22 protein-coding genes and 1 pseudogene are annotated in these 24,950 nt (G+C 56.1%); 8 read left to right on the top strand and 15 right to left on the bottom strand.

All coding sequences use genetic code 11. The features are described from left to right. The first annotated feature begins 37 nt into the window (after positions 1 to 37). Positions 38 to 868, top strand: coding sequence for a RibD family protein (locus YERSI8AC_RS06260; RefSeq protein ID WP_321169484.1), 831 nt, complete (start codon positions 38 to 40; stop codon positions 866 to 868). A 57-nt stretch (positions 869 to 925) separates the two neighbouring features. On the opposite strand, the pseudogene YERSI8AC_RS06255 reads toward YERSI8AC_RS06260, so the two are convergent. The 4 genes and pseudogenes from YERSI8AC_RS06255 to YERSI8AC_RS06240 all read right to left on the bottom strand — a co-directional run. Next, a pseudogene (locus YERSI8AC_RS06255) lies at positions 926 to 1,771 on the bottom strand (lysylphosphatidylglycerol synthase transmembrane domain-containing protein); the annotation flags it as partial. Between the two features lie 85 nt (positions 1,772 to 1,856). Continuing rightward, on the bottom strand, positions 1,857 to 3,809 hold the full coding sequence (locus tag YERSI8AC_RS06250; RefSeq protein WP_159176338.1) for a glycosyltransferase: 1,953 nt from the start codon (positions 3,807 to 3,809) through the stop codon (positions 1,857 to 1,859). Further along, on the bottom strand, positions 3,806 to 4,204 hold the full coding sequence (locus tag YERSI8AC_RS06245; RefSeq protein ID WP_022520541.1) for a 6-pyruvoyl trahydropterin synthase family protein: 399 nt from the start codon (positions 4,202 to 4,204) through the stop codon (positions 3,806 to 3,808). The genes YERSI8AC_RS06250 and YERSI8AC_RS06245 overlap by 4 nt, the downstream gene beginning before the upstream one ends. Before the next feature lie 171 nt (positions 4,205 to 4,375). After that, entirely contained in the window at positions 4,376 to 5,395 is a 1,020-nt protein-coding gene (locus YERSI8AC_RS06240) for a zinc-dependent alcohol dehydrogenase (protein WP_022520542.1), read from the bottom strand. A 360-nt stretch (positions 5,396 to 5,755) separates the two neighbouring features. On the opposite strand from YERSI8AC_RS06240, the gene YERSI8AC_RS06235 reads away from it, so the two are divergent. Together YERSI8AC_RS06235 and YERSI8AC_RS06230 are read left to right on the top strand one after the other, a co-directional pair. After that, a complete protein-coding gene (locus YERSI8AC_RS06235; RefSeq protein WP_022520543.1) occupies positions 5,756 to 6,484 on the top strand; it encodes a CDP-alcohol phosphatidyltransferase family protein in 729 nt (242 codons plus the stop codon). A 282-nt stretch (positions 6,485 to 6,766) separates the two neighbouring features. Continuing rightward, the gene (locus YERSI8AC_RS06230; RefSeq protein ID WP_022520544.1) at positions 6,767 to 7,420 is read left to right on the top strand and encodes a phosphoribosyltransferase; all 654 of its coding nucleotides are present in this window, start codon (positions 6,767 to 6,769) and stop codon (positions 7,418 to 7,420) included. Between the two features lie 82 nt (positions 7,421 to 7,502). Here YERSI8AC_RS06230 and YERSI8AC_RS06225 read toward each other — a convergent pair whose 3' ends face one another. The 3 genes from YERSI8AC_RS06225 to YERSI8AC_RS06215 form a co-directional block, all read right to left on the bottom strand. After that, positions 7,503 to 7,844, bottom strand: a complete 342-nt coding sequence (locus YERSI8AC_RS06225; protein ID WP_159176337.1) for a four-helix bundle copper-binding protein — start codon at positions 7,842 to 7,844, stop codon at positions 7,503 to 7,505. Between the two features lie 146 nt (positions 7,845 to 7,990). Beyond that, positions 7,991 to 8,461: a GFA family protein gene (locus YERSI8AC_RS06220; protein ID WP_022520546.1), complete on the bottom strand. Its 471-nt coding sequence runs from the start codon at positions 8,459 to 8,461 to the stop codon at positions 7,991 to 7,993. A 181-nt stretch (positions 8,462 to 8,642) separates the two neighbouring features. Further along, a complete protein-coding gene (locus YERSI8AC_RS06215) occupies positions 8,643 to 9,602 on the bottom strand; it encodes a LysR family transcriptional regulator (protein ID WP_236557260.1) in 960 nt (319 codons plus the stop codon). 108 nt (positions 9,603 to 9,710) lie between these two features. Between YERSI8AC_RS06215 and YERSI8AC_RS06210 the strand changes: the two genes are divergently transcribed. Continuing rightward, positions 9,711 to 10,670, top strand: a complete 960-nt coding sequence (locus YERSI8AC_RS06210) for a sodium-dependent bicarbonate transport family permease (RefSeq protein WP_027959812.1) — start codon at positions 9,711 to 9,713, stop codon at positions 10,668 to 10,670. Here YERSI8AC_RS06210 and YERSI8AC_RS06205 read toward each other — a convergent pair. Together YERSI8AC_RS06205 and YERSI8AC_RS06200 are read right to left on the bottom strand one after the other, a co-directional pair. After that, positions 10,643 to 13,825: an efflux RND transporter permease subunit gene (locus YERSI8AC_RS06205; RefSeq protein ID WP_159176336.1), complete on the bottom strand. Its 3,183-nt coding sequence runs from the start codon at positions 13,823 to 13,825 to the stop codon at positions 10,643 to 10,645. The two genes, YERSI8AC_RS06210 and YERSI8AC_RS06205, sit on opposite strands and share 28 nt — an antisense overlap. A 6-nt stretch (positions 13,826 to 13,831) precedes the next feature. Then, on the bottom strand, positions 13,832 to 15,019 hold the full coding sequence (locus YERSI8AC_RS06200) for an efflux RND transporter periplasmic adaptor subunit (protein WP_159176335.1): 1,188 nt from the start codon (positions 15,017 to 15,019) through the stop codon (positions 13,832 to 13,834). A gap of 507 nt (positions 15,020 to 15,526) precedes the next feature. Between YERSI8AC_RS06200 and YERSI8AC_RS06195 the strand changes: the two genes are divergently transcribed. Both YERSI8AC_RS06195 and YERSI8AC_RS06190 read left to right on the top strand, forming a co-directional pair. After that, positions 15,527 to 16,486, top strand: a complete 960-nt coding sequence (locus tag YERSI8AC_RS06195; RefSeq protein WP_022520552.1) for an AraC family transcriptional regulator — start codon at positions 15,527 to 15,529, stop codon at positions 16,484 to 16,486. 442 nt (positions 16,487 to 16,928) lie between these two features. Then, on the top strand, positions 16,929 to 17,495 hold the full coding sequence (locus tag YERSI8AC_RS06190) for a manganese efflux pump MntP (protein ID WP_159176334.1): 567 nt from the start codon (positions 16,929 to 16,931) through the stop codon (positions 17,493 to 17,495). A 121-nt stretch (positions 17,496 to 17,616) separates the two neighbouring features. On the opposite strand, the gene YERSI8AC_RS06185 is transcribed toward YERSI8AC_RS06190, so the two are convergent. From YERSI8AC_RS06185 to YERSI8AC_RS06170, 4 genes are all read right to left on the bottom strand, one after another. Continuing rightward, positions 17,617 to 18,504, bottom strand: a complete 888-nt coding sequence (locus tag YERSI8AC_RS06185) for a sigma-70 family RNA polymerase sigma factor (RefSeq protein WP_022520554.1) — start codon at positions 18,502 to 18,504, stop codon at positions 17,617 to 17,619. Between the two features lie 15 nt (positions 18,505 to 18,519). Beyond that, positions 18,520 to 18,948, bottom strand: coding sequence for a RidA family protein (locus YERSI8AC_RS06180; protein WP_039859290.1), 429 nt, complete (start codon positions 18,946 to 18,948; stop codon positions 18,520 to 18,522). Positions 18,949 to 19,014: 66 nt separating this feature from the next. Continuing rightward, a complete protein-coding gene (locus tag YERSI8AC_RS06175) occupies positions 19,015 to 19,473 on the bottom strand; it encodes a carboxymuconolactone decarboxylase family protein (protein ID WP_022520556.1) in 459 nt (152 codons plus the stop codon). Between the two features lie 205 nt (positions 19,474 to 19,678). Beyond that, the gene (locus YERSI8AC_RS06170) at positions 19,679 to 21,244 is read right to left on the bottom strand and encodes an MFS transporter (protein ID WP_022520557.1); all 1,566 of its coding nucleotides are present in this window, start codon (positions 21,242 to 21,244) and stop codon (positions 19,679 to 19,681) included. 93 nt (positions 21,245 to 21,337) lie between these two features. Here YERSI8AC_RS06170 and YERSI8AC_RS06165 point away from each other — a divergent pair, with 93 nt between their 5' ends. Next, positions 21,338 to 22,126, top strand: coding sequence for a helix-turn-helix transcriptional regulator (locus YERSI8AC_RS06165; RefSeq protein WP_022520558.1), 789 nt, complete (start codon positions 21,338 to 21,340; stop codon positions 22,124 to 22,126). 52 nt (positions 22,127 to 22,178) lie between these two features. Here the strand turns inward: YERSI8AC_RS06165 and YERSI8AC_RS06160 are convergent, their stop codons facing one another. Further along, on the bottom strand, positions 22,179 to 23,111 hold the full coding sequence (locus YERSI8AC_RS06160) for an AraC family transcriptional regulator (protein ID WP_159176333.1): 933 nt from the start codon (positions 23,109 to 23,111) through the stop codon (positions 22,179 to 22,181). Positions 23,112 to 23,223: 112 nt separating this feature from the next. Between YERSI8AC_RS06160 and YERSI8AC_RS06155 the strand changes: the two genes are divergently transcribed. Further along, positions 23,224 to 24,441: an MFS transporter gene (locus YERSI8AC_RS06155; protein ID WP_159176332.1), complete on the top strand. Its 1,218-nt coding sequence runs from the start codon at positions 23,224 to 23,226 to the stop codon at positions 24,439 to 24,441. A 118-nt stretch (positions 24,442 to 24,559) separates the two neighbouring features. Here YERSI8AC_RS06155 and YERSI8AC_RS06150 read toward each other — a convergent pair whose 3' ends face one another. Next, the gene (locus tag YERSI8AC_RS06150) at positions 24,560 to 24,910 is read right to left on the bottom strand and encodes a MerR family transcriptional regulator (protein WP_159176331.1); all 351 of its coding nucleotides are present in this window, start codon (positions 24,908 to 24,910) and stop codon (positions 24,560 to 24,562) included. Between the last annotated feature and the right edge of the window lie 40 nt (positions 24,911 to 24,950).

Genomic DNA, 24,950 nt, shown 5'->3' with positions numbered 1-24,950 from the left:
CCGCATGATGAAGCGGATTTTCTAGCACGGAGGCGTCATGCCCGAATCCCATGTCAACATTATTGCGCTGTCCGATGCTTGGGAATGGCTGTTGGCGTTGCGTCATCGGCGCTCTTGCGATGTGGCGATCACCTTGGCGCCAACCGGTGAGTGGCAAACGGCTAAAGCGATCACCGCTGAGGCGCGAGAGCTGCTCGATTGCCTGACCCCGCTGGCCAGTCGACCGGCGTGGGTGGTGGCGCAGCTGGGACAGAGTATGGATGGCCGCATTGCCACGGAAAGCGGCCACTCCCACTACATCAACGGCCATGAAAGTTTGGTTCACCTGCATCGTCTGCGCGCTTTGGTCGACGCAGTGGTGGTCGGCGCGGGTACCGCCAGCGCCGATAACCCGCAGCTGACCGTGCGCCATGTTAGCGGCACTAACCCGATGCGGGTGGTGCTGGATCCACGCGGCCGCATTCCCAGCGACTTGGCACTGCTGAACACCAATAACGCCCCGACGCTGCATATCATGGGGTCTGAGCTGCAGGCAACGGCGAGCGTGGCCCACGTTGAACGTTGCGTACTGCCGCTGAATGCCAGCGGTCAGTTCAATCCCAAAGATGTTGTCACCCTGCTGGCCGAAAAGGGCTTGCCGCGGGTACTGATAGAGGGTGGCGGCATTACGGTGTCTCAGTTTATCGAAGCGGGTGCCGTTGACCGTCTGCATCTGTTGGTCGCCCCGCTGCTGATCGGCTCCGGTAGGCCAGGGCTGCAAATGACGCCTATTGAGACCCTTGAGAGTGCGCTGCGCCCGCCCATGCGGACTTTCCGCTGCGGTGACGACACGCTGTTCGATCTGCGACTGCGGGATACTACCGCCTGAAGGTTGCGCTTTTTCACGACGACTCAGCGCCACCCAGATACCCGGTAGGCTCGCCAGCAACACCAGCACCCCGTAAGCCAATGACACCGCCACGCCTTGAGCGGGTGGCAGGCCGACCAGCGCCCAGACCCCGGCAGCGGCGCCTTCACGCAATCCCCATCCGGCTACCGAAAACGGGATCAGCATGGCCAGTAGCAGTACCGGTGTCAGCGCCAGCACTTGCAGCGACGGTAGCTCAACGCCAATCGCCCGAGCCGCACAGACCATTACCAGACCATAGCTCAACACAATCACCAGAGACGAAAGCAACTGCTGGGGCCACACGCCGTGCCGCAACAAACCACGCCTTACATCGCGCGCCAGGGCTTGACACCAGCTCGGCAGCCTTGTCAGCCCATGGCTAAAACGTTGGCGCAGCAGCAGGCCGCTGGCGATGAGCGCCGCAAGAGCGGCGAATGCGCTTAACCCCACCGCTGTGATCACTGACTCACCCAGCGCGGCATGCCAGAGCGGTGAGAAAAGCAGCGCGGTTAGCGTTAGCATCACCACGGCGACCTGCCCCGAGGCGCGCTCAATAATCACCGCTCGCCAGGCGCGCCCCCTAGACTGCGCTTGAGTGGCATGGCGGTGCGCCCGCCCGGCGTCGCCTAATACACCGCCGGGCAACAGCTGATTGACCAGTAGGGCCAGGTAGTACTCCCGTAGCGCGTAAGCAAACCGCAGCGGTACATCAATAAGACCCGCGGTAAACTGCCAGCGCCAGGCGCAAAGCATGATCTGTAGCGTGCTGATGGCTAACGCCAGCACGACCCACTCCGCGGAGAAACGTTGCACCTCCGCCACAATCGCCTGGGGCTCCACCCACAACGCCACCGCACCCAGCAACGCTATGCTGACCACCATGCGGCGTAGCCATGGGCTTCTCCGCGCCAGCTTTTTATAACAAGCCCCCAGTCGAGTGAACATACCTTGATCAGGCCCCATAGGATTAGGCCTCTTCCCTGGGGTTGGCAAACAGAGGCGTAGCAAACAGGTCGCGGTGCCCCACCCAAATACCCCGTTCGCCATTGGCCACCGCCTGCTGGCGCTGCTGTAACCAGGTGGCAATACGCGCCGCCGCTTCCGGGGCTTGCTCGGTGGCAGCTTCGGCCCAGCCTTCGAGTAGCGCCATCATTAACGGCTGCTGTTCTTGACTGCCAGCAGCGAGCTGCCACGGTGTTTCAGCTTGTTCAATGCGATAATCAGCCCTCTCTAACGCGGCAACTAATGCCCCGTGCGCCTGCCCGCCTAGTGCATCACCTAAACCTTTATCGCGCTGCTGGTGAGCCATAAACATCGCCTGCAGCCAGCGGTCTTCGTCATCCAGCACCGGCGCGCCTTGAGGGTCAATAAAGTGCCACTCACCGGTCACGCTTAGCGCTATCAGCAGCGCCTGCTGCTGCCCGGCAATGCGAGCCACAAAAGCATCGATCCACTGCTCGGAGACCAGATCCAGCAGCGCCGATGCGGTGACGAGGTGCGCGTCGTCAAGCGGCACCTCAGCAAGCAGTTCCAACGATACGCAGTGCGTCTCAACGGCCACGGGCTGCCCTTGGCTATTGCTTAATCCGGCAGCACGCTGGCGCGCCTGGGCTAACAAAATGGCGTCGTGATCGATCAGCTTCCAGCGCTGTTGGCCATTCAGGCGCGGCGCCAGAAAGCGCATATTACTGCCCCGGCCGCAGCCAAGATCCGCTATCAGCGGCGCCGGAGTACGCGCGCTCAGCCACTCCGCGGCAAGCTCAGCCAAGGGCTGGCTACGGGAATCGACATCAGTTGCCTCCCGCAGCGTCAGCCAGTCGGACGCAAACTGGCTGCCTGGGCGCAAATTTGGAGAATCGGCGGGCGCAGTTAGCGCCGCGGTAAACTTGGCCCCCGCTTCTTGCCAGTCGCTTAACGCATCCCGGGCCTGGGCCGCTCCCTGGCGCAGTTGGTGGCGTAGTTTGTCGTCATGGCAAAAACGGCTGAGGGCATCTTGAAGCGCGTCGACGTCACCCGGTTCAACGCTCAAACCAGCGCCTGCAGGCAAGGTATCGCGAAGCGCACCACCGGTAGTGGTAATCACTGGCAGGCCGTGGGCCAGGGCTTCGGTGACCACCATGCCGTAGCCTTCATACCAAGAGGGCAGTACCAGCGCATGGGCGCTGCGATAGGCCGCTTCCAGCGTAGCGCCATCGCACTCGCCGTGAAGCCGTACGCTGTCTTGCAAGCCGTTCTGATCAATCAGTTGCTGTACACGCTGGGTAAAAGTGGCATCCCGGGCGCCACCGTAGCAGTCGCATTGCCAGTGATCGCCGCTAACGCCCGCCAATGCCTTTACCAGAATATCCTGCCCTTTGCGCGGCGTTAACGTTGCCACACATAGCAAACGTAGTAGCTCACCCGGTTCTGCTGCGGAGCTGATCGGCGCCTGGGCAACACCCGGCTCAACCACAGTGACACTGGGATTGAGTGGCATTTCATAGTGAGCCGCCAGCTCAGGTAAGCGCCGGGCGGTAAAGTGACTGGTGACGATAATCCGCGCCACGTGGGCAAGCGCGTTTAACTCGCTGCGATGAAAGCGCTGCTGATCAGCCTCATCAAGGCCCAACTCATCGCCTAAGGGGTGGTGCAGCAACGCTGTGATTTCCAGCCGCTGGGCATGTTGGGCAACCACCTCCGGCAGCGCTCCCATGGCCAGGCCATCAATCACCACCGCCGCCTGATCGGGAAGCGACGCTAGGGCCTGAGTGAGCGCTTCTGCTGCCTCGGCATCCGCATCAGGAAACGTGCCAGCCAAGCCGACGACGTCAATTTCCCATCCCTGGTCACGCAGGGCCGAGACAATTTGGGCGTCGTAAATATAGCCGCCGGTACGCTGAGCAGGGTCACCGGCAACGATAAGGTTAAACCGCTTACTCATAGAGCGCCTTCATAGCTTGCCCAGGCTACATGGGATTCATGTAGCTTGATCTCCATATGGGTAATCCCTTTGGCGGTGATGCCCATTTTGCCCTCACCAATCGCCTTGGCGAGCTGGTCAAAGATCACCTTGGCCATGAACTCGGTGGTGGTATTTTTACCCGCGAACTCGGGCACTTCATCCAAATTACAGAAGTTGTAACCTACCAGTACTGATTTTACCGTTTCGCTGGCAAGGCCGATATCGATCACCAGGCCGTCCTCATCCAGCTCGGGGCGCTGAAAAACCACATCGACAACATAGGTAGCGCCGTGGGTACGCTGGGCAGGGCCAAAGATCTCACCATTGAAACTGTGGGCGATCATAAAGTGGTCACGGACACATAAACGAAACATAGAGACTCCAAATGATAAGAAACCTCTGATTAACTATTGCGCTCGACCATACGGCGTTAAAAATCGCCTCAAAATGCTCATTTACAACCCGTAAACTCCGCTTTTTCGTTGATTTTTGCCTTGTCTGGCCTTCGCTCATTACGTTAATCAGAGGCTCCATAAGTAAATAGGTTATGAGGGGTAGCGCAGGCGGTGACAGAGCTCAACGCTACCACGGCCAAACAACTGAGGAGCAAGCGTGGGCAGTTGTGCAAAGTCGCTTTCACCGCTGATTAGCGCATCCAACCGCTCGTCTACCAGCAGGCTCAGCGCTAATTGAAGGCGGCGCTGGTAGTCCCAGCGGGGACGTAGTTTGGGTGGCAGCTGGCCTACCTGGCTGGCCTTGAGCGTCAGTCGCTGGGAGTGAAAAGCTCCGCCCAATGGGATCGCAATATCCCCCTGGCCAAACCAGCTCATTTCGATAATGCGCCCTTCGCTGCCCGCTAACGCCAGTGCTTGGCGCAAGCCGGCGGACTGGCCGCTGGCGTGGATCACGCAATCTTGGTCATGAAGGGCTTGTTCGGGAGTGCAGAAGATCACGCCCAACTGCTCGGCAAGCTGGCGACGCTCAGGGTTAATATCGACTAACTGAACGGTAACACCAGGCACCTGAGCGCACAGGTACGCTACCAGCGCACCGACGACACCGGCGCCCATAATAGTGATTCGCTCACCCAGCATCGGCTCGGCGTCCCACACGCCATTGATGGCGGTTTCCATATTGGCCGCCAAGACGGCACGTTTAGCAGGCACATTGGTGGGCACTTCCAGCACTGCCGAAGCAGGCACAATGTAGTGATCCTGGTGGGGAAACAGGCAAAAAACGGTTTTATCCAGGAGAACGCTTGGCCCCTGCTCAACGCGGCCAACGCTGCAGTAGCCATATTTGACCGGGGCAGGAAACTCACCCGACTGGAAGGGAGCCCGCATGCGCGAGAATTCGCTTTCAGGCACACGACCATTGAACACCAACGATTCGGTGCCGCGGCTGATACCACTGTATAAGGTACGTATACGCACCTCATCCTGGGCGGGAGGACTTAGTTGTTCACGCCTCATCTCGCCTTGTGCTGGGTTGGTCACCCAAAAGGCGGTGGCCCAGGTTTTTTTAGCGGCATTGGGAGCTTTGCCAACATCGTCAAGCGCCGACATGAGCGTTCCTTTTCGTTACGAGCCCACTTGATTCGGGCTCTCTTTCATTCCGTTGAATGTGGCGTGGCACCATTGCGCTGCAAGTTAGGGATAAGAGACACGCCGTGTGTCTCAGCCCCCGAGTATAATGTGTGGCCATGCATTGCATGGCCTTAGGCAGAACAGTTTTCAATGGTTCACCATCTTCAGCGTAGCGGGTGAAAAGAATATATTCGATTAACCATTTGGAACAATTGAAACTAACCCGTCTATTTCTTGATCTTATGGACAACACTACCTTCTTCTACAAGAATGGTACATATAAAAATAGTTGCATCATTTATTTCAACTGCGGATAGCGACGCCGCTTCGTGAGCCACCATGCCGCTTTTTTCCAACGCTTCTTCTTACACCCTGCCTAAGCGTCTCTATGGCGCTGCAGAACTACTGCTGGGCAGCTTGCTGCTAATTGCTGTAGGCAAAGGCTTACCACTTTTAATGGCTACTCCGGCCAATTGGTGGGTGGCCTTTGCCTTCTACACGTTTATTTCCGCTCTGGTCATCATCTTCTGGCCCCACGGCGCACTGGGTTGGGCTAACCGGGTCACGTTGGTGCGTGCGATTGTGGTTTCATTAGTGGCAGGTGCGCTCGCCGCCAATGCCTTTGTAGGGGCAATCTGGCAATGGCTGGCGATCGCGGTGATCGCCCTACTGCTGGATGGCGTTGACGGCTGGATAGCCAGACGCACCAAAAGCCACACCCGATTCGGGGCGCGCTTTGATATGGAGTTGGATGCCCTGCTGATTTTGCTACTGTGCGCAGGTTTGTTGCGGCTGGAATCACTGGGGTTTTGGGTGCTGTTGATAGGCGCAATGCGCTACCTGTTTATCGCCGCCAGTTGGCAGTTCCCGTGGCTTTCAAAGCCGCTGTTTGCAAGTTTTCGCCGTAAGGCCGTTTGTGTCTGGCAGGCGGTGGCGCTACTGCTAGCATTAACGCCACTAACCTCCCACCTTGTTGCCAGCCTGCTGGCCATTAGTGCATTGATCTCATTGCTCTATTCGTTTGGTGTTGACGTGTGGTGGCTGTATCGAAAAACACAGCGCTCCTAGCCCACTGCATCTTGTTAGCGAGCCGCTTGGCGACTCAGGGAAATAACGGTTTGGATAAGCTGTTTCCTCCTGACTATAGTCATTGTTAGGCTATCTTTTCGCCTTTCGTGTACTGGGAGACTCTTATGGATCACTCAGCAACAGTTCCCCACGGCCCTTCTGAATTCCGCCGCGCACGTGCCCTCATCACGCGATGACTTTGCTACTGTCGAGCGCTCCCCAGGGAGAGCTAAGCACTTATCCTTTTGGAGTTTAGGCTGTTTTGGGGTTGAGAAGCCACACATGCACAAGCATCAAGAGCTTTTTGATGATCGACGCGCAGCAGGGCGAAAGCTTGCTTATGTATTATCCGACGCGCGTTATGACCTAGTGCTGGCATTACCTCGTGGGGGTGTACCAGTTGCTTACGAGGTAGCGGCAGCACTTAAACTTCCGCTTGATGTGGTCATCGTGCGTAAGATTGGTGCGCCTGGGCAACCCGAGATTGGGCTAGGCGCTGTCGTCGATGGCGACCCACCTCAAGTGCTGTGGACACCGGATTTGCTGCAGATTTTTCAGCCTTCTGAAAGTTATCTGGAAGCTGAAGTACAGCGCCAACTAAGCGAGATAACCCGCCGTCGTCAGACTTATATTGGTAATCAGGCGCCCATTAACGTTAGCGAACGTCACATATTATTGGTGGATGATGGTATCGCCACCGGTGGAACAGCTAAAGCAGCCGCCAGAGCACTACGCCAAGCAGGAGCCGCTTCCGTTACCTTGGCAGTGCCTGTCGCCCCGCAGTCCACGCTGGATGAGTTGGCTACCGAGGTCGACGATTTGATCTGTTTAGCTACTCCCGAGCCATTTATTGCCGTTGGCCTTCACTATCAAGATTTTACCCAAACCAGCGATGACGAAGTGATCTCCCTATTGCAGAAGGCTCACTCTCTTTAACGCATTCTTTGATATAGATTAAAGTACAAAAAAGCCAGCTTTCATACGCAGTGAAAGCTGACTTGTTTAATTGTTGAGGATTTTATGCGGCCTTAGGCAGCCATCGCAGCACACTCATTTTGGCGCAATGTTGGCACGCTTTGGCGCACTCCTGACAATGCTTAGCATCGTGTTTGGCACACTCATTTCCACACGCTTTACAAATATCAGCACATATCCGACAGATTTCCTTGGCGTATTCACTCCCCTGGGCCATGAAGGAGGCTGCCAAGCGGCATATCTGTGCACATTGACGATCTAAACGGATGCACTCAGCCATCATTTTTACATCATCTTCTTGCAAGCAGGCAGTGGCACAAGAATCACAGTAGATCGCGCAGGTATTGCACGCTTCAATACATGGCTTATATTTTTCAAATTCCATCTTTCTACCCTCCTTGTCATCAAACGAGCACTCGGCCTACTCCTGCACAGGCGTGACAAGCCGTATGTTGAGTTCCTGAAGAACTCGTCTAATAGAGTATAACAGAGAGCTTGCAACACAAGCGCAGCAAGCGGCGTCACTTAACTCTAACACTCCAACCTCAGGCGCTGGTGCCACTCAGCAAGGCTTTCATCGGGGTATTCGTCGAAGCATTTATCTTGGAACTGCCCATTGACCTCGACCCAGTCGGCCCGACTTCCCAGCATCATGTGCGTTTTCCGGGGAGGGGTCGGCAAGTCCGTATCAATCGCCGAAGCGAAAGGGTGTACCAGCTCGGGCCATTCGGGGTCATAAACCCACAGCGACGATGCACAGTGCTTGCAGAAGTGCCGCTCTCCCGTGCTCTGCTCCCCCTTAATGAAGGCGCGGTAGACAGTAATATGCTCTTCGCCGCTAACGTTGAGCGTTTTGCTGTCGCCGCTGAGATTGATGGCATAGCCACCACCGCCCGCCGTTTTACGGCAGATTGAGCAGTAACAGCGATTAAAAGGATAGGGGTGGTTTGACTTCACACTGAACGTCACTGCCTGGCAGTGGCATGATCCTTTGAGCAGCATAGTTACCTCCGTTTGCAGCGGTTACCCAAGACAAATATCAAGGTGCGACTGCATGAACCGAGTGCGATCTTAAGTACTCTCTTAAGTTCTCTCTCAAGCTCTATCTTAATATCTTAGCTTAGCGCATAGGATCTACGTCGCTTTCAACGGGGATAATTGACGCTGTTTGTGAGTCAATGCATCAGCGTTCAGACTTTAAGGCTTGGAGCAATTCAGCCACGGCCATCTCCCCTTCGGGCTCGTCAAACGCTTGTGCCAGCGAAGCTTGTACATAGCTCAAAAAACGAATGGCGGCGGGGGGTAAGCGGCGTTGCCGTCTGACCACAAAGTGCCAACGACTTTTCAGCGGAAAGCCCTGCAACGGCAGCTCTTGGACGCCGTTGGGCGAATCTGCAACAACGTGGCGAGACAGCACCGCTAGACCCATGTTTGACGCCACCGCTAGCCGAATAGCCTCGTTACTGGCGACCTGCTGGGTAGAGCGTAGCTCAATACCCGCACTGTACAGCCAGGCTTCAAAGGTATGCCGAGTCGCAGAGCCCGGTTCGCGCAGCAGAAATCGCTCCTCTTTGAGTGCGTCCATGCTGAGACCTTCTACGCCTGCCCAGCGGCAATGCTGCGGCCCCACCACTACCAATGGATTGCTCAGAAAAGGCGCGGCTAACACATCGTCATCAATGGGCGGGTGGCTAAATACGTAGATATCATCCTCATGGCGCTCAAAACGATTGAGCATCTGCTGGCGATTACCTATCTCCACCGTGACATCTACCTGGGGGTTAGCCTGACCAAACGGCCCTAACAGCCGTGGCAGTACATATTGCGCGGTGTTCACCAAGCCGATACTGAAGTGTCCGCGCCCTCCGCTGTTGTACTCCTCCAGGTACTGACTAAACACATCAGCACGGCTAAGCAAGTCCTGGCTGAGTTGATAAAGCGCCTGACCAACCTCAGTGGGCACCAGGCGCCCTTCCTCGTGGCGCACAATCGGTTCACCGACAATTTCTCTCAGCCGCTTTAGCTGCTGAGACACCGTGGGTTGGGTCAGGTGGAGCCGATTTGCCGTGGCCGTCAGTGAGCCTGTGCGAACCACGTCGGCATAGACCTGTAGCAAGCGAAAAGTGAGTTGTCGTACTTTCATAGCCAGACCCATAGATAATCATCTATGACTATATAAATCTTATTTGTTTTCATCAATCTCTTTGGATCGCTAAAGTAACTGCTTTAAAACCCATCAAGGAGATTGTCCGTGCCGGATATTGTGGTGATGTTTTTTGTGCTAGGTGTGGTTGCCGGTGTGGTGCGCTCCGATCTCAGTATTCCCAAAGCCGCTTATGACATATTGAGCCTACTGCTGATGCTGACCATTGGCCTTAAAGGCGGCATGGCGCTGCATGGCAGTTTGAGCATATCGCTGCTGGTCGAGTTATCTGGCGTCACTCTGCTGGGGATCATCATTCCACTGCTTATCTTTCCGGTGGTTCACTATTTAGTACGGCTATCCATCGCCGACAGCGCCAGCCTTGCAGCCCACTATGGCTCCGTTAGCGCCGGTACGTTCGCCGTGGCCCTGGCGTATACTGAAGCGCATAGCCTAATAACAGGTGGGCAGGTGACGCTTTACCTGGTACTGCTCGAACTACCGGCCATCATGCTGGGCCTGTTGCTCTACCGGCGCTTCAGCCGTAAAAAGGCCGCTGACACAACGTCAGAGCCGATCAAAACTTCCGGGCTGTGGCACGAGACTCTGACCAATCGCGGTGTAATCCTGTTGGTGGGCGGTGTGCTTATTGGCTGGCTATACGGCCCAAATGCAGGTGAGTCAGTCACCGGGCTGTATACCAAAGCCTTCCATGGCATTCTGGCGCTGTTCCTGTTGGAGATGGGCTTGGTCGCGGCAGAAACACTGCGCAGCCTGCGGTGGGGGCACAGCCGTCTGATTATATTCGCGCTCGCGGCACCTATCGTGCTTTCCTGCTTTGGCCTGCTAATGGCGTACTGGCTAGGGCTACCCGCTGGATCAGCGGTTATTCTAGCCAGTCTCTCCGCCAGTGCCTCTTACATTGCCGCCCCCGTTGCTATTCGCGCCGCCATTCCAGATGCCAACATTGGCCTTGCCATGCTGGCATCTTTGGGGCTCACCTTCCCTTTTAACGTGTTAATGGGCATACCTCTCTATCATCAACTTTGGGCATGGCTGGTAGGGTGAGGTGAAGTGTCCAATGTAGCGCTATGATGGCTGACCAATGGGCCAGACAGTTTACGCAGCGCCACGTAGAACACCGGCGTGAGGAACAAGCCAAACAGGGTGACGCCGATCATGCCGGCAAACACCGCAGTTCCCAGCGCCGCCCGTACCTCGGCGCCTGCGCCGGTGGCAACTACCGAAGGCAACACCGCCGCGGTGAAAGCGATCGAGGTCATGATGATCGGCCGCAGGCGCAACCGGCAAGCTTCCAGGGCCGCTTCCACTACGCCCTTGCCCTGCAGTTCCAGCTCCCGGGCGAACTCCACGATCAGGATGGCGTTCTTACAGGCCAGGCCAATCAGCACCACCAGCCCCACCTGCACGAAGATGTTGTTGTCACCTCCGCCAAACCAGACACCAATCAGCGCCGCGAGCATCGACATGGGCACGATCAGAATCACCGCCAGCGGTAGCGTCCAGCTCTCGTAGAGGGCCGCCAACACCAGGAATACCAGCAGGATCGACAGCGGGAAGACCACTAGAGCCGCATTACCCTGGGTGGATTGCTGGTAGCTCAGGTCGGTCCACTCCAGCGCCATGCCCGGGGGCAGCACCTCTTCCGCCAGGGCGTTGATGGCATCCATCGCCTGGGCGGAAGAAAGCACGCGGGGGTCAAATTCGCCGGCCAGGTCTGCTGCTGGGTAGCCGTTGTAGCGCAGCACCGGGTCGGGCCCGAAGGTTTGCGTGATGTTCACCATCGTGCCGATAGGCACCATTTCTCCCTGGTCGTTGCGGGTGCGCAGGCGGGCGATGTCCTCCACGCTGGCCCGGAAGGGGGCGTCCGCCTGGGCGATCACCTGCCAAGTGCGGCCAAAGCGATTGAAGTCATTCACATAGGTCGATCCAAGATAGGTCTGCAGGGTGTCGAACAGCTCGGTCAAGGGCACGCCCTGGGCCTTGGCCCTCAGCCGGTCCACTTCGGCATCCAGTTGCGGCACGTTGGATTGATAACTGCTGATCGGAAAGCCCATTCCCGGCGTTTGCGAAATAGCCCCCTGGAGCTGGTTCACCGCCTGCTGCAGCGCCCCATAGCCAAGATTGCCACGATCCTCGATAAACAGCTGAAACCCCGACCCATTGCCCAGGCCCAGAATCGGCGGCGGCATGAAGGAGAAAGCAAAGCCTTCTTTCAGGCCGCCAATGCCCTGGTTGATGCGGGCGTTTATCTCCGCGGCGCTAAGGCTGCGCTCACCAAAGGCGCTGAGGGTAAGAAACGCCACACCGGTGTTGGAGGTGTTGGTGAACTGCAGCGCGTTCAGGCCGGGAAAGGCAATGGCGTGCTCCACGCCTTCGGTTTCCATGGCAATGTCCACGACGTCCTGAAGCATCTGGTCGGTTCTCTCCAGAGACGCGCCTTCCGGCAGGATGACGCCGGCAATCAGGTAAAGCTTGTCCTGCACAGGAATAAACCCCGGCGGCACCGCCTTGAACATCACCCCGGTGCCCAGCAGCAACAGCGCGTAGACCACAAACACCGCGCCGCGATGCTTCAGGGAGCGGGCCACGCCGCCCTGGTACTTGTTGGAGCTGGCGTTAAAGAAACGGTTGAAGGGTCGGAAAATCCAGCCGAACAGCGTATCGATCACGCGGGTGAGCCGATCCTTGGGCGCGTCATGGGGCTTGAGCAGCATCGCTGCCAGCGCGGGCGACAGGGTCAGGGAGTTGATGGTGGAGATCACCGTGGAGATGGCAATCGTCACCGCGAACTGGCTATAGAATTGACCGGTCACCCCCGACAGGAAGGCCATGGGAATAAACACCGCGCACAGCACCAGCCCCACGGCAATGATAGGCCCGGAGACTTCTTTCATGGCCTGATGAGCGGCGGCCTGGGGCTTCAGGCCCTCTTCGATGTTACGCTCCACGTTTTCCACCACCACGATGGCGTCGTCCACCACGATACCGATGGCCAGCACCAGCCCAAACAGGGTCAGCGTGTTGATGGAGTAGCCCAGCAGGTAAAGCGCCCCGAAGGTGCCGATCACCGAGACCGGCACCGCCAGCAGCGGGATAATGGACGCACGCCAGGTCTGCAGGAATAGCGTGACCACCAGCACTACCAGCAGCACGGCTTCCAGCAGGGTGGCGATCACTGACTTTATAGAGTCATTAACAAAGATCGTAGTGTCGTAGACCGCTTCGTACTCAACACCTTCAGGGAACTGCTCGGACAGCTCCTCCATGGTAGCGATCACCTGCTCTCGGATATCCAGCGCATTGGCACCCGGTGCCTGGAATATTCCCACACCCACCGCGTTGTTGCCGTCCAACTGCGAGCGCAGCGTATAGTCCCCGGCGCCCATTTCCAGCCGGGCCACATCCGAAAGCCTGAGTATCTCGCCGCCCTCGCCGCGCTTCAGCACGATGTCGCCAAACTCCTCTACTGTTTCCAGCCGCCCTTGGGCGTTGATCAGGGTAAGAAAGTCACTATCTTCAATGGGCTCAGCTCCCAACTGCCCGGCGGAGACCTGTACATTTTGTTCACGCATGGCCCCCACCACATCACTGGCCGTCAGGCCACGGGCAGCTATTCGATCAGGATCGAGCCACGCCCGCATGGCGTAGTCCCCACCGCCGAAGATTTGCGCGTCCCCGATCCCTTCGATCCGGGCCAGCCGGTCACGGACATTCAGTCGCACATAGTTGCGCAGGTAGAGGGTGTCGTATTCACCGCTGGGCGAGGTCAGGTGAACGACCATCAGAAACGTTGGCGACTGCTTCTGGGTGGTGACGCCTTGCCGACGCACGGCTTCCGGCAGTCGGGCTTCCGCTTGGCTGACGCGGTTCTGCACCCGAACGGCGGCCTGCTCAGCATCGGTACCAGGGCGGAAGGTGACGGTCATCTGCAGCACACCGTCAGAGCCCGCCACGGACTTGAGGTACATCATATCCTCAACGCCGTTGATGGCTTCTTCCAGTGGCGTGGCGACCGTTTCGGCGATCTCCTTCGGGTTAGCGCCGGGGTAGACCGTGCGAACGACCACTGATGGCGGCACCACGTCGGGGTACTCGCTAATGGGCAGGTTGGGTATGGAGATCAGCCCCACCGCTAGAATAATGATCGACAGCACCGCTGCAAAAATCGGTCGATCCACAAAGAAACGCGAGAAATTCATGGCGGTCTAGTCCTCCCTGGCAGCAATGGCGGGTTGGGCGTCAGCAGCCGGGGCGGCGGGCACCGTTTGGGGGCTCACTTCCATACCCGGCATGAAGACTTTTTGCACCCCGTTGACGATCACCCGGTCGCCGGCAGCAAGCCCTTCGCTGATGACCGTGCGTTCATCCACCCGGCGCCCTGTGTCGACCTGGCGACGCTGGGCGAGGTTGTTCTCATCCACCACGTAGACGTAGCGGCGATCCTGGTCGGTCAGGACCGCCTTGCCATCCACCAGCAACGCTTGGTCCAACCGCGCGACCGGCATTTCGACCCGCGCAAACTCCCCGGGCCGAATGCGGCCATCCGGGTTGTCCAGCACTGCCCTGAATTGCAGGGTGCCGGTGTTGGGGTTCAAGCGGTTGTCGATAAAGTCCAGGGTGCCTTTGTACTGGCGCTGCGGGTCGCCGCCCAGCTCGATATTCAGGTTGTTCGATGCTTCACCGGTGAGAAGTGTCTGGCTGGCAAACGCGGCCTGCTCGTCGGCCTCGAAGTAGACGTGTATCGGATCGATGCTCACCAGCGTGGTCAGAAGGCTCTGGTCGGCGCTGGCCAGGTTACCGCGAGTGACCATCGCCCGACCGACGCGGCCACTGACCGGTGCTGTAATGCGGGTGTATTCAAGGTCAAGCTCGGCGGTCTGCAACGCTGCCTCGGCGGCATCGACCATGGCACGAGCGTTACTCAGGGCCGATTGACGCTGGTCATGCACTTCCTGGGAAATGGCCTGACGCCCTAGCAACACCCGGGCACGTTCAGCTTCACTGCCAGCCTGAGCCTGCTGGCTCCTGGCCTGGGCAAGATCCGCTTGGGCGGCGTTAACACGGGCCTGGTATGGGCGTGGATCGATCAAGAACAGCAAATCTCCCTGCTCTACCAGCTCTCCCTCCTCGAAAGCGACTTCCTGGATATAGCCGCTGACTCGCGACCTTAATTCAACCGTTTCAGCCGCTTCCACCCGCCCGGTGAATGACTCACTCAACACCACTGGCTGAGCGGTCACTTCTGCCACCTCGACTTCTGGGGGTGGCGGGGGCGATGCAGAAGCCGCCTCCTCACTCTTGGCTTCGCAGCCGGTAAGCAAGGCCATCAGCAGCAGGAACAGGAATATCGCCCGGCTGCTTGCAAAGCGGGTTCTTAGAGACAGACTTCCCATGATTACTTGCTCCAGTGGCTATCGGACGCCGATAGCAGCATTCGTTATATAACGCCTCACCGCGTTGGCGGTTGGCATTTAATTAGTCGGTTCAGCACGATCCATTTCGACATTGCCCTACGGCTTCCACCGTGAGGGGGAGTCTCAGACCGGTAGCGTTCTTGAAAGACGCTCTGGTCATACGGAGGGCAGGCAAGCCCGCAGCACCAGGCTGCGGGCTTAGCGCCCATCAGACGCTACCTACAATAGGCGGTACGAGCGCGAGAGAGGTATCGTGTTCCTGCGGAAAGCTTGCCTGTTTCTGTCACGGGCAGAGAGCGGCCCAATAAGCAGGCCCAATCAAACAAACGAACGATTTTCGGACTTGCACAGCATGACGGTCAGGTGACAGCTGATGCGGGTTGTCGATTTCTACGGGGTACTTGCCTGATCCTGCAGAATCAAATGAAAAAGCCTACGATTTATAAATCGAAGGCATATACTGCGAACTAATAGGGAGGAAAGCCATTGACCACTATCTTGCCTGAGCAGATTGTCCAGCTCAGCGACAACCTATCGCAACAGTTAATCAGCGTTGCCCGTCGCTGGAGCCCACTTGAAGAGCTTCAGGATACGGCGATTGCCGAAGTGCAACTGGTGCGCGCTGACGCCCCTACCAGCTTTCACTGTGCGGTATACGAGCCGTGTCTGTGTTTTGTCATTCAAGGCAGCAAGACCGTGCTACTAGGTGACAAGGAGATCGTCTACACCGGGCCCAGCTACATGGGTAGCGCCGTTTACCTACCGGTGGTAGGCAGGATTGACCATGCCACCCCGGAAAAGCCCTACTTGGCGGTAAAAGTCTCAGTGGATCCCCAGGAGGTAGCAGGACTGATACTGGAACTGGGCGACACAGCGCCGCCCGCGGGAAATGATACTATCTGCTCCGAGACGGACTGCGGATTAAAATCGGCCCCCATGGATGCACGCATGCAGGGTGCACTTTATCGATTGTTGAGCCTGCTCGACTCCCCGGAAGACATCAAGGTGCTTTCCCCCTTAGCCCGTCGGGAGTTGATCTATCGGGCACTCATGGGTGCCATGGGGCCTCACATGCGCCGGTTTGCCGCCTCCGACTCCCAGGCTAACCGGATTGCGCGGGTCATCTATGCGCTTAAAGAGCGCTACACGCAACCGCTCAAGATCCGTGAACTGGCAGCAACCGCCAACATGAGTGAATCGACGCTTTACCATAGCTTCCGGCAAGTCACACGCATGTCGCCCCTGCAGTACCAGAAGAAACTTCGCCTGCACGAGGCCCGACGACTCATGCTGGCCGAGGGGCTCGAGGCGGCCACCGCCAGCTACCGGGTAGGTTATGAAAGCCCTTCCCACTTTAGCCGCGAATACAGCCGCATGTTCGGCGCGCCACCCCGAGCTGATGTTATTCAACTGCGGGCAGCGGGAACAGCACCGCAGACTGCATGACTTCCAGTGTAATCGGCTTCTGGTTTTCCCGATGATTCTGATAACGGCTATTTAGTCTTTTATAACTTCAAGCCACTTAATATTGAATTATTGCAACTAAATCACCAACAACAATAACGCTATAGATAACTATAAACCTTTAACCTTAAAAGCACATCACAACGTCATTAAACATGACGAACACAATAGATTCACATCTTTATCACAAGTCACACAAGTATATTAAAAGCAAACAAAATCAGCTAACACACACATTGTTAGCCAAGGCTATGTTAGTTCACTATTACAAACTTTATTTTTAAAGCTCTGTCTTGTTTGTTTAATAAATCGTGGTAGGATTCATCGCTATTGAATACCCGACTTTTACACTCAAGCATAGTATTACTACTCTGCCACTGGGTACATGTGCACGGTACTTTTCCAGCGAGCGAGTTCACACTCCATGACACCAATTACCCTGCTGTTTCTAGCCGTATCCATGTCGGCAGATGCCTTCGCCGCCTCCATCAGCAAAGGCGCCGAGCTGCAAAAGCCACGGTATCGTCACGCCATCGGGATTGGCCTGGTCTTTGGTGTGATCGAAGCCATTACCCCGGTACTCGGCTGGGTAGCGGGCAAGGCATCTCAGCAGTATGTGCAAGCCTGGGATCACTGGGTGGCCTTTACCCTGCTGACGCTTATCGGCCTTCACATGATGCATGCCGGGCTCAAAAAGGAAGACAAGATAGAGCACCGCAAACAGACGCTCTGGTTATTGGTGTTGACCGCCTCTGCTACCAGCATTGATGCCATGGCTGTGGGCGCCAGCCTCGCCTTTATCGATGCCAATATCATCGCCACCAGCCTAGCTATCGGCCTCGCTACTACGGTAATGGCCTCTATAGGCACTTTTCTGGGCAATAAGCTTGGCAAGTTCGTCGGTCACTGGGCAGAACTTATCAGCGGTATTGTGCTAATCGGAATTGGCTTAGCAGTATTGGCCGAGCACACAGCTTTTTTTAATGCTTAACCAGCAATTTATAACCTTGATCTCTTTTAAACCTGAAAGTCCTTCTTAAGCGATTGAGCTTTTACACATGAAGCTGCCGTAAAAGAAAAGCTTGAGAAAAATCTATTTACTTAACTAAAGACTAAAGCTGCGGTAGCTGGTCAGCCAAGTGGCGTAATTTATCCGGATTACGCACAACGTAAAGTGCCTGGATACGACTATCCACGACCTCCAGAGTCATAACCTGAGGTAGCCCATCGTGTTCGATCGTTAACCACCCCGGAAGCCCATTGACAATTACATGACTTACCCAGCAAGGGTTGGATGACGTCGACTTGTGGGCCAAGCCTGCAAAGAACCGGCTTATTTTATCTGCGCCGATAATGAGTCTGCGTACAGCAACTCTCTTGCCGCCTCCATCGGCATGCAGCGTCGCGCTGCCGCTCAACAAAGCCTTCAATTCGGTGACGTCGCCACTGCGTGCTGCTTCAAAGAAGCGTTGGGTCAGTTGGCTGTGCTCTCCAGCCGCCACCTGATAGCGCGGGCGTGCGGCCCGCACCTTTTTTCGAGCCCGGCTGGCAAGTTGGCGACAGCTTGTTTCACTACGTTCGAGGCTGATGGCGACCTGACCAAAATCCAGCCCGAACACATCGTGCAGTAGGAAAGCAGCCCGTTCCAAAGGCGACAGCCGCTCCAGCGCCAGCATCAGGGCGAAAGAGACATCGCTGGCTAGCGCCTCGGGGTCCACCGGAGTATCCAACGTTTCCACCAGCGGTTCAGGCAACCAGGGGCCCACATAAACCTCACGTTGTCGATGAGCGACCCTAAGGCGATCAAGACAAAGCCGGCTGGTGACAGTGGTCAGGTAGGCACGCACATCGTTCACCGAAAGGTGGTCAGTATCATGCCAGCGCAGGTAGGCATCCTGTACCACATCTTCCGCTTCGCTCACCGACCCCAGCATTCGATAGGCGATACCGGTCAGATAACGGCGCCAGTGATTAAACTGGCGCGCAGACTGTTCCGTCATGGTGATTGGCTCCCGCTACTCAAGCACGGCGGTCGCGTCCACTTCAAACAGCATGCCATCCAGCGCTAACCGCGGTACCGGCACAAGTGTTTGCGCAGGCAGCGCATCGCCAAAGGTCTCCTTCACATAGCGGGTCATAACCTCCAACATCGAAGGATCATAATTGACGACATAGGTGTTAATACGAGTAACCTGTTGCGGGCTCGCATCAAGTTCTTGCAACACAGTTCTAAGGTTGCGATAAGCTTGGGCAACTTGATCCGCAAACGACTCAGGCAGTACTCCCTGGGCATTTTCGCCTCCCTGACCGGCAATGTAGGCAACCCGGCTGCCTCCGCTGGCAACCACCGCGTGGCTATAGCCGTTAGGTGCAGGATCATAAAGTTCATCAGAATTGACGATGGTTGTTGTCACTCCACCTGCGTGAGCTGTGTTCAGCGCCATAGCGATAATTCCCCATTTAAAGCGTTTGATGATGCAACAAAACATATCACTACCCCTCAGCTCTGATCACTGACGGCTTTGGGTTTCATTCGGATGAAGCGAACGAAACCCCACACTAATGCGGTTCCAGACGTTAATCGCTCCAATCAGTAAGGTAAGGTCAACGAACTCTTTCTCGGTAAAATTCGCCACGCCCTGCTCGTAATCCTTCGTAGGAGCGCCTGTGTCGGGTAGCTTTGTCAATGCCTCGGTCCAGGCCAACGCCGCCCGTTCCCGTGGCGTATAGAGAGTGGACTCGCGCCAGGCAGACAGCAGGTAAAGGCGTGCCTCGCTCTCACCCGCTGCGCGGGCATCGCTGGTGTGCATATGCAGGCAAAATGCACAGCCATTGATCTGAGAGGCGCGTGTTTTAACTAGCTCAATCAGACTAAATTCCAGTCCACAGTGGCGAACGTACTCCTCTAGCTTAGTCATCGCGGTAATGCCCTCTGGAGAGGCTTTAAAGGCGTTCAGGCGTGTTTCCATTGTCTTGCTCCTCTGTTTTATATGGAGTGGAAAGCTATCCACCGGTCGTTCTACAGAGGTAGACGGAACAGCCTTAATGTTTGTGACATGGTGAGAAATAATTTAGAAAATAAAACGCCTGGGAGACGAGGAGTACGCCAAAGCATTGGCTAGTGGCCAGGGCATTTCGGATACTTATCGCTATCTCCCCTACCCTGTGGGCCACTCAATCACTCTCTTTTCCAACGGCTTTCACATGCCGTAGAGTAACGGCTGATATCAACGCAAGCGCCAAAAGGGTGGCGCCACTTACTGCGGCGGCCATATTCATACCTTGCGTAAACGCAGACTGGGCTTGCTCAAGTATCCCATCGGGAAGTCGTTCAGCAACTGACGTTGTTGCCCACAAGCTTTCTCCAAGGGCACGGGAGATATCGTCTGGCATCCCGTTAGGAATCGCACTGGCAATCTGCACGCGATACAACAGGGTCGCCATGCTGCCGAGAAGTGCTACGCCTAGTGCCACCCCCAACTCTTGAACCATCTCGGACATCGACGATGCAGACCCGGTTTTTTCCGGAGGTGCAGACCCTACCACCAAGTCTGTGCCCAGCGCGGCGATGGTACCCAGCCCCAGGTATACCAGTGAAAATCCGATTACGACCTGGAGTACCTGAACGGAGAGTGGGTCTACTTGAGCCAGAAAACCACAACCGATGCTTGAAAGCATAAGCGCTAAAGCAATAACAAACGCTGGCCGAATTCGGCGCGCAAAGATAGGGGCAAGGATACCGGCTAGTACCATCATCAGCGCTGGCGGCCCCATCCACAACCCAGCAATCAGCGGCGTGTAGCCCGCCACTAGCTGAAGATATTGGGTAACTAAGAGCATCATTCCCGCCACGCCCACCAGCCCTATCAGGAGTATAAAAAGGGCGGCAGTGAAGGTTTTACTGGCAAACAGTTTGAGATCAAGCAGTGGATCGAGAAGCTGCTTTTGGCGACGCACAAAGAACAGTGTTCCCACTACGCCTAGTGCGAGAGTAACCAATACCAGTGGCGTCAATCCTGCTTTAGAGAACTCCTTTATGGCATAGATACTTGGCAAAATTGCTATCAACAGCAACAGGACACTCAAAAGATCCAGACGGCCTGCCTGTGGGTTACGGTACTCCGGCAGGAGTAATGGGGCAGTTAACAACAGTATGATGACGATGGGCACGGCAATTAGGAAAGCGGCTCCCCACCAAAAGGGTGCTAACAGCAACCCACCGACCACCGGGCCTAACGCCATACCCAGTGCGAACATGGTTGCCCATATACCGATCGCCAGTGCCCGCTGGTGCAAATCAAAAAACATATTGCTAATCAGGGCCAACGTAGAAGGCATCAGGGTTGCTCCGGCAATACCCAGTGCTGCCCGCGCCACAATGAGCCACTCGGCATTGGGTGCATAAGCTGCAAACACCGACGCGACCGCAAACGCAGAGGCTCCCATCATCAGTAGCCGACGTCGGCCAATCCGATCCCCTAGCGTGCCCATAGTGATCAGAAAACCGGCGATCATGAAGCCATAGGCGTCCATAATCCACAGCGCCTGGGTACTGCTTGGCTGTAGCTCTACCGCCAGGGCTGGAAGCGCCAAGTAGAGAATAGTTACATCGAGCCCAAGCAGCATGGTGGGCAGTGCCAATACCGCAAGCCCCGCCCACTCTTTAAGGCCAGCCTTGTTATAAGGCCGTCCTCCTGCAACCGTATAGAGAGGGGTGTGAACATCACAATTGAATGACATGTAGCCTCCGACTTCATCATGGAAGCAGGCATTCTCAGACACTCAATATGGGGTTACAATATAGCCAATTATCCTATTACCAAAGGTAATAGCATGTCGAATCATAGGCTTGAACGAACACAGAGTGATCTCACCGAATTCATGCTGCGGCATCGTCGCAAATTGACGCCCGCGGACGTTGGACTTCCCACCAGCGGGCGAAGGCGTACACCGGGCCTAAGGCGAGAAGAGGTTGCGGCGCTTGCTGGGGTAGGACTGACTTGGTACACGTGGTTTGAGCAGGGCCGTGACATTAAGGTCTCCGAACGCTTCCTGCTCAATATCTCCCGTGCCCTGAAACTGGATGACGCCGAGTGCTGTCATCTTTTTCTGTTGGCACACCGCCGAGCGCCGCCAGCAGAAGCGTATCAAGAGCAGAGCATATCTCCCCGGATACGATCGCTGATGGATGATCTCTCTCGCCCTAGCTACGTCATGAATCTGCGCTGGGATGTTATTGGCTGGAATGCGCAGGCCGATAAGCTACTTCAGTTCAGCAGCCGAGAGGCGTCTGAACGCAACCTGCTAAGGATGGTATTTACCGCCCCCGATCTACGCCGACGACTTCCTGACTGGCAACTGGATGCCTCGCATATGCTGGCGCAGTTTCGTTGTGACTTAGCTGTCGCCCCTGAAGACCCGATCATGCAAACGCTGATCGACGAGCTTTGTCAGTTATCTCCAGACTTTCGGCGCTGGTGGGAAGCTTCAAGTATGGAAGGCTACCATCGAGGAATCAGCAGCCTCCTCGATACAGAGGGCGGGCATCATACTTATACCCATGAGACGCTAATCGTTGATGAGCACCGTCATCTCAAGATGGTTGTTTACTTCGACAGCTAAATCGTTCCTATGCCATCTTCTTTCACGGAATATTGAAGAGAAGACTCAACCGTCACACGGTCTCTGCTTCACGTGCCTCACTCGGCGGGTGGCCAATAATGCGTTTGAACGCGCGACTGAATGAGGCTTCGGAGTCATAGCCAAGTCGGTTCGCGGCCACGGCGATGCGCATATTGTCCCGCGCTATCCACTGTCGAGCCTGAAACATCTTTACCCGCGCCACATACTTGGCGGGAGTCACCCCTAACATCCGGCTGAACTTATCGTTAAAGCTTGAGCGCGAAGCTCCCATGACATCCGCTAACTCGGCGACTGACCAATCGCGCTCCGGCTGCGTATGGATGGCTACCAGCACCTTGCCGAGTTGTGGGCAGCGCACGGCTGCAATCCAGCCGCTAGAGTCGCTGCAGGCACACTCAATCCAAGCACGAATAATAGTGGCGGCCAGCACATCGGCCAAACGGGCAAGTATGCCGCAGGCACCGATTCGATCCAGGCTAATTTCTCGCTCCATTGCCTCCAATAAGGCAGGTACCGAGGGATCACGTTTAGCCAAATCGCTAGCGCGCATCATGTCAGGCATTATCGCAATCAGAGGGTGTAGCGGGTCGAGATTGAAGTGCATGGCGCCACAAAAAAGCACATCCGGCTCAATATCACTCTCTTTTGACTCACTGTTCACCAGATAAATATTCTCGGAGACCGGCCTACGAGCCAACGTAGCCTTATCCACTGCAGGCACGTCCTGCGAGCTGGCCATTACGTGGGACGCTCCACGGGGAAAGAGCACCGCATCGCCAGCGTTCAGGTATGTCCACTCGGTTGTCTCGGTACGCAACCAGCACCCGCCTTGCGCCACAAAATGAAAATGTGCTGCTGGCTGGGCAGGGGTTGCGACGGCCCAAGGGGGGCGCAGCAGGCAGCGCCCATACTCCACACCCTCAAGGCGCAGGCCGAACAGAATTTCAGTTAAGGTGTCGCGCATATTAATGAACTCAGTTTGGACAAATAGTCATGCCTTACGGTTTTTATATCATAGAAAAGCCAAAACCTTAATTTTACACTGCAGCTTCAACTAACACTTTAGTAGGCCTGCAATGAACAACACTACTTGCTCCGCCAGCCCGTCATTACTAACAGCAACACCCACCGCTGAACCTACCTCAGCCAATTGGATGGGCATTGTCAGCCTCGCGCTGGGGGTTTTTGGTTTGGTGACTGCCGAATTTTTACCGGCCAGCCTGCTGACGGCCATGGCAGCGGATCTCAATATCTCCGTTGGCGCCGCGGGTCAGGCGGTTACAGCTACCGCTGCGGTCGCTGCGCTAGCCGCACTAACAATCCCACTCCTGACCCGCAATTTTGATCGTAGATTTGTGCTGCTTGGTTTATCACTGCTGCTCGTCGTTTCCAACGTCCTGGCGGCAACGGCGAATAGCTTTTTTGTATTAATTATTGCTCGAGTGTTGCTGGGAATTGCCTTGGGAGGGTTCTGGTCGATGGCCGCTGCCCTGGCAATGCGTATGGTGCCCGACAATCTGTTTGCACGCGCCATGTCTATTGTTCTGACGGGCGTATCTGTCGCAACTGTTTGTGCAGCCCCTCTGGGCGCCTATATTGGTGGTCTCTGGGGGTGGCGCAGTGCGTTTATTGCCGCTAGTTGCCTTAGTCTAGTGACGCTCGTGACTCAGCTTTTCGTCATTCCTGCCATGCCGCCAAAAGATAACCCAAGCCTGCGCATTCTCGTCCAACTGCTCACACGCACGCAGGTTCGCGTTGTGCTACTAGCCGTAGTGCTGATGATTTCAGGCCATTTTGCCGGGTTTACTTATATACGACCGCTCCTTGAAGAGGTGGCGCAGCTATCCGTCAGTGCAATCTCTGCGGTACTGCTCGGCTTTGGTATTGGTGGTTTTTTTGGCAATTTCGCCGGTGCATTTATCGCAGAACGTAGCGAGCGCAACGCCATTATCTTTGGTGGGGCACTCATTATTGCGATCACCATTACGCTACTGTTCGCGGGTAGTTCGGCCAGCGTTACTGCTGTATCTATCGCACTTTGGGGATTTGCTTTCGGCGCTTTTCCCATCGGATTTCAAACCTGGATAGTTCGTGCCGCGCCGGATCAAGTTGAAGCTGCAGGGGGCTTGATAGTTGCCGCCTTTCAGGTTGCTATCGCCAGTGGCGCCATAGGCGGTGGTATATTAGTGGATTACCTCGGCGCTTTAGGTGGCCCCCTATTAGCCCTGATCACTACCAGCCTGGGAACATTGCTTGTGTTGTCATTTGGGCCACGCTCACAAAGCCCGGCCTGATAGCAAGAGAGCCGGGAGCAGTGAAACTTCCCAGCTCCTCAGTTGACTAGACCACCCAGCGGAAACGCGGTGACTCAAGCGTCACATGCCTCTTGCTGTTCCCGTTACCCACGGTTCATCACCGTTCAATATCGCACAGGAAACTCTCCAGAATGGCACGGCTTTGGGCCAGTTTGGCTGCTTTCTGGTCGGCAAACTCAATTTGTTCGTGCAAGACATTGCGTAGTTCGTCACAGGGCTCGAAGACTGGGCCCTCCCCTCTCACACACGGTAGGAATTGCTTGATGGTTGCCAGAGTCATGCCTGCTGAACCGAGCAGTTTGATCCGCTCGACAGTGCGAATCTCACCCTGCCCGTAATGACGGTACCCATTGGTGGCGCGCGTTGGATTAAGCAAACCTTCCGCTTCATAGTAGCGCAGCATGCGAATGCTTACTCCGGTGCGTTTTGCCAGCTCGCCTATTTTCATTTCACTCTATTGACTCTTACAGCGCTGTTAGGGTTTAGGG

Origin of the sequence: Halomonas sp. 113 (assembly GCF_904067645.1) — a bacterium.
Classification (GTDB): domain Bacteria; phylum Pseudomonadota; class Gammaproteobacteria; order Pseudomonadales; family Halomonadaceae; genus Vreelandella; species Vreelandella titanicae.
Note: the sequence above shows the minus strand (reverse complement) of the source record. Positions and strands in the feature narration are given on the sequence as shown.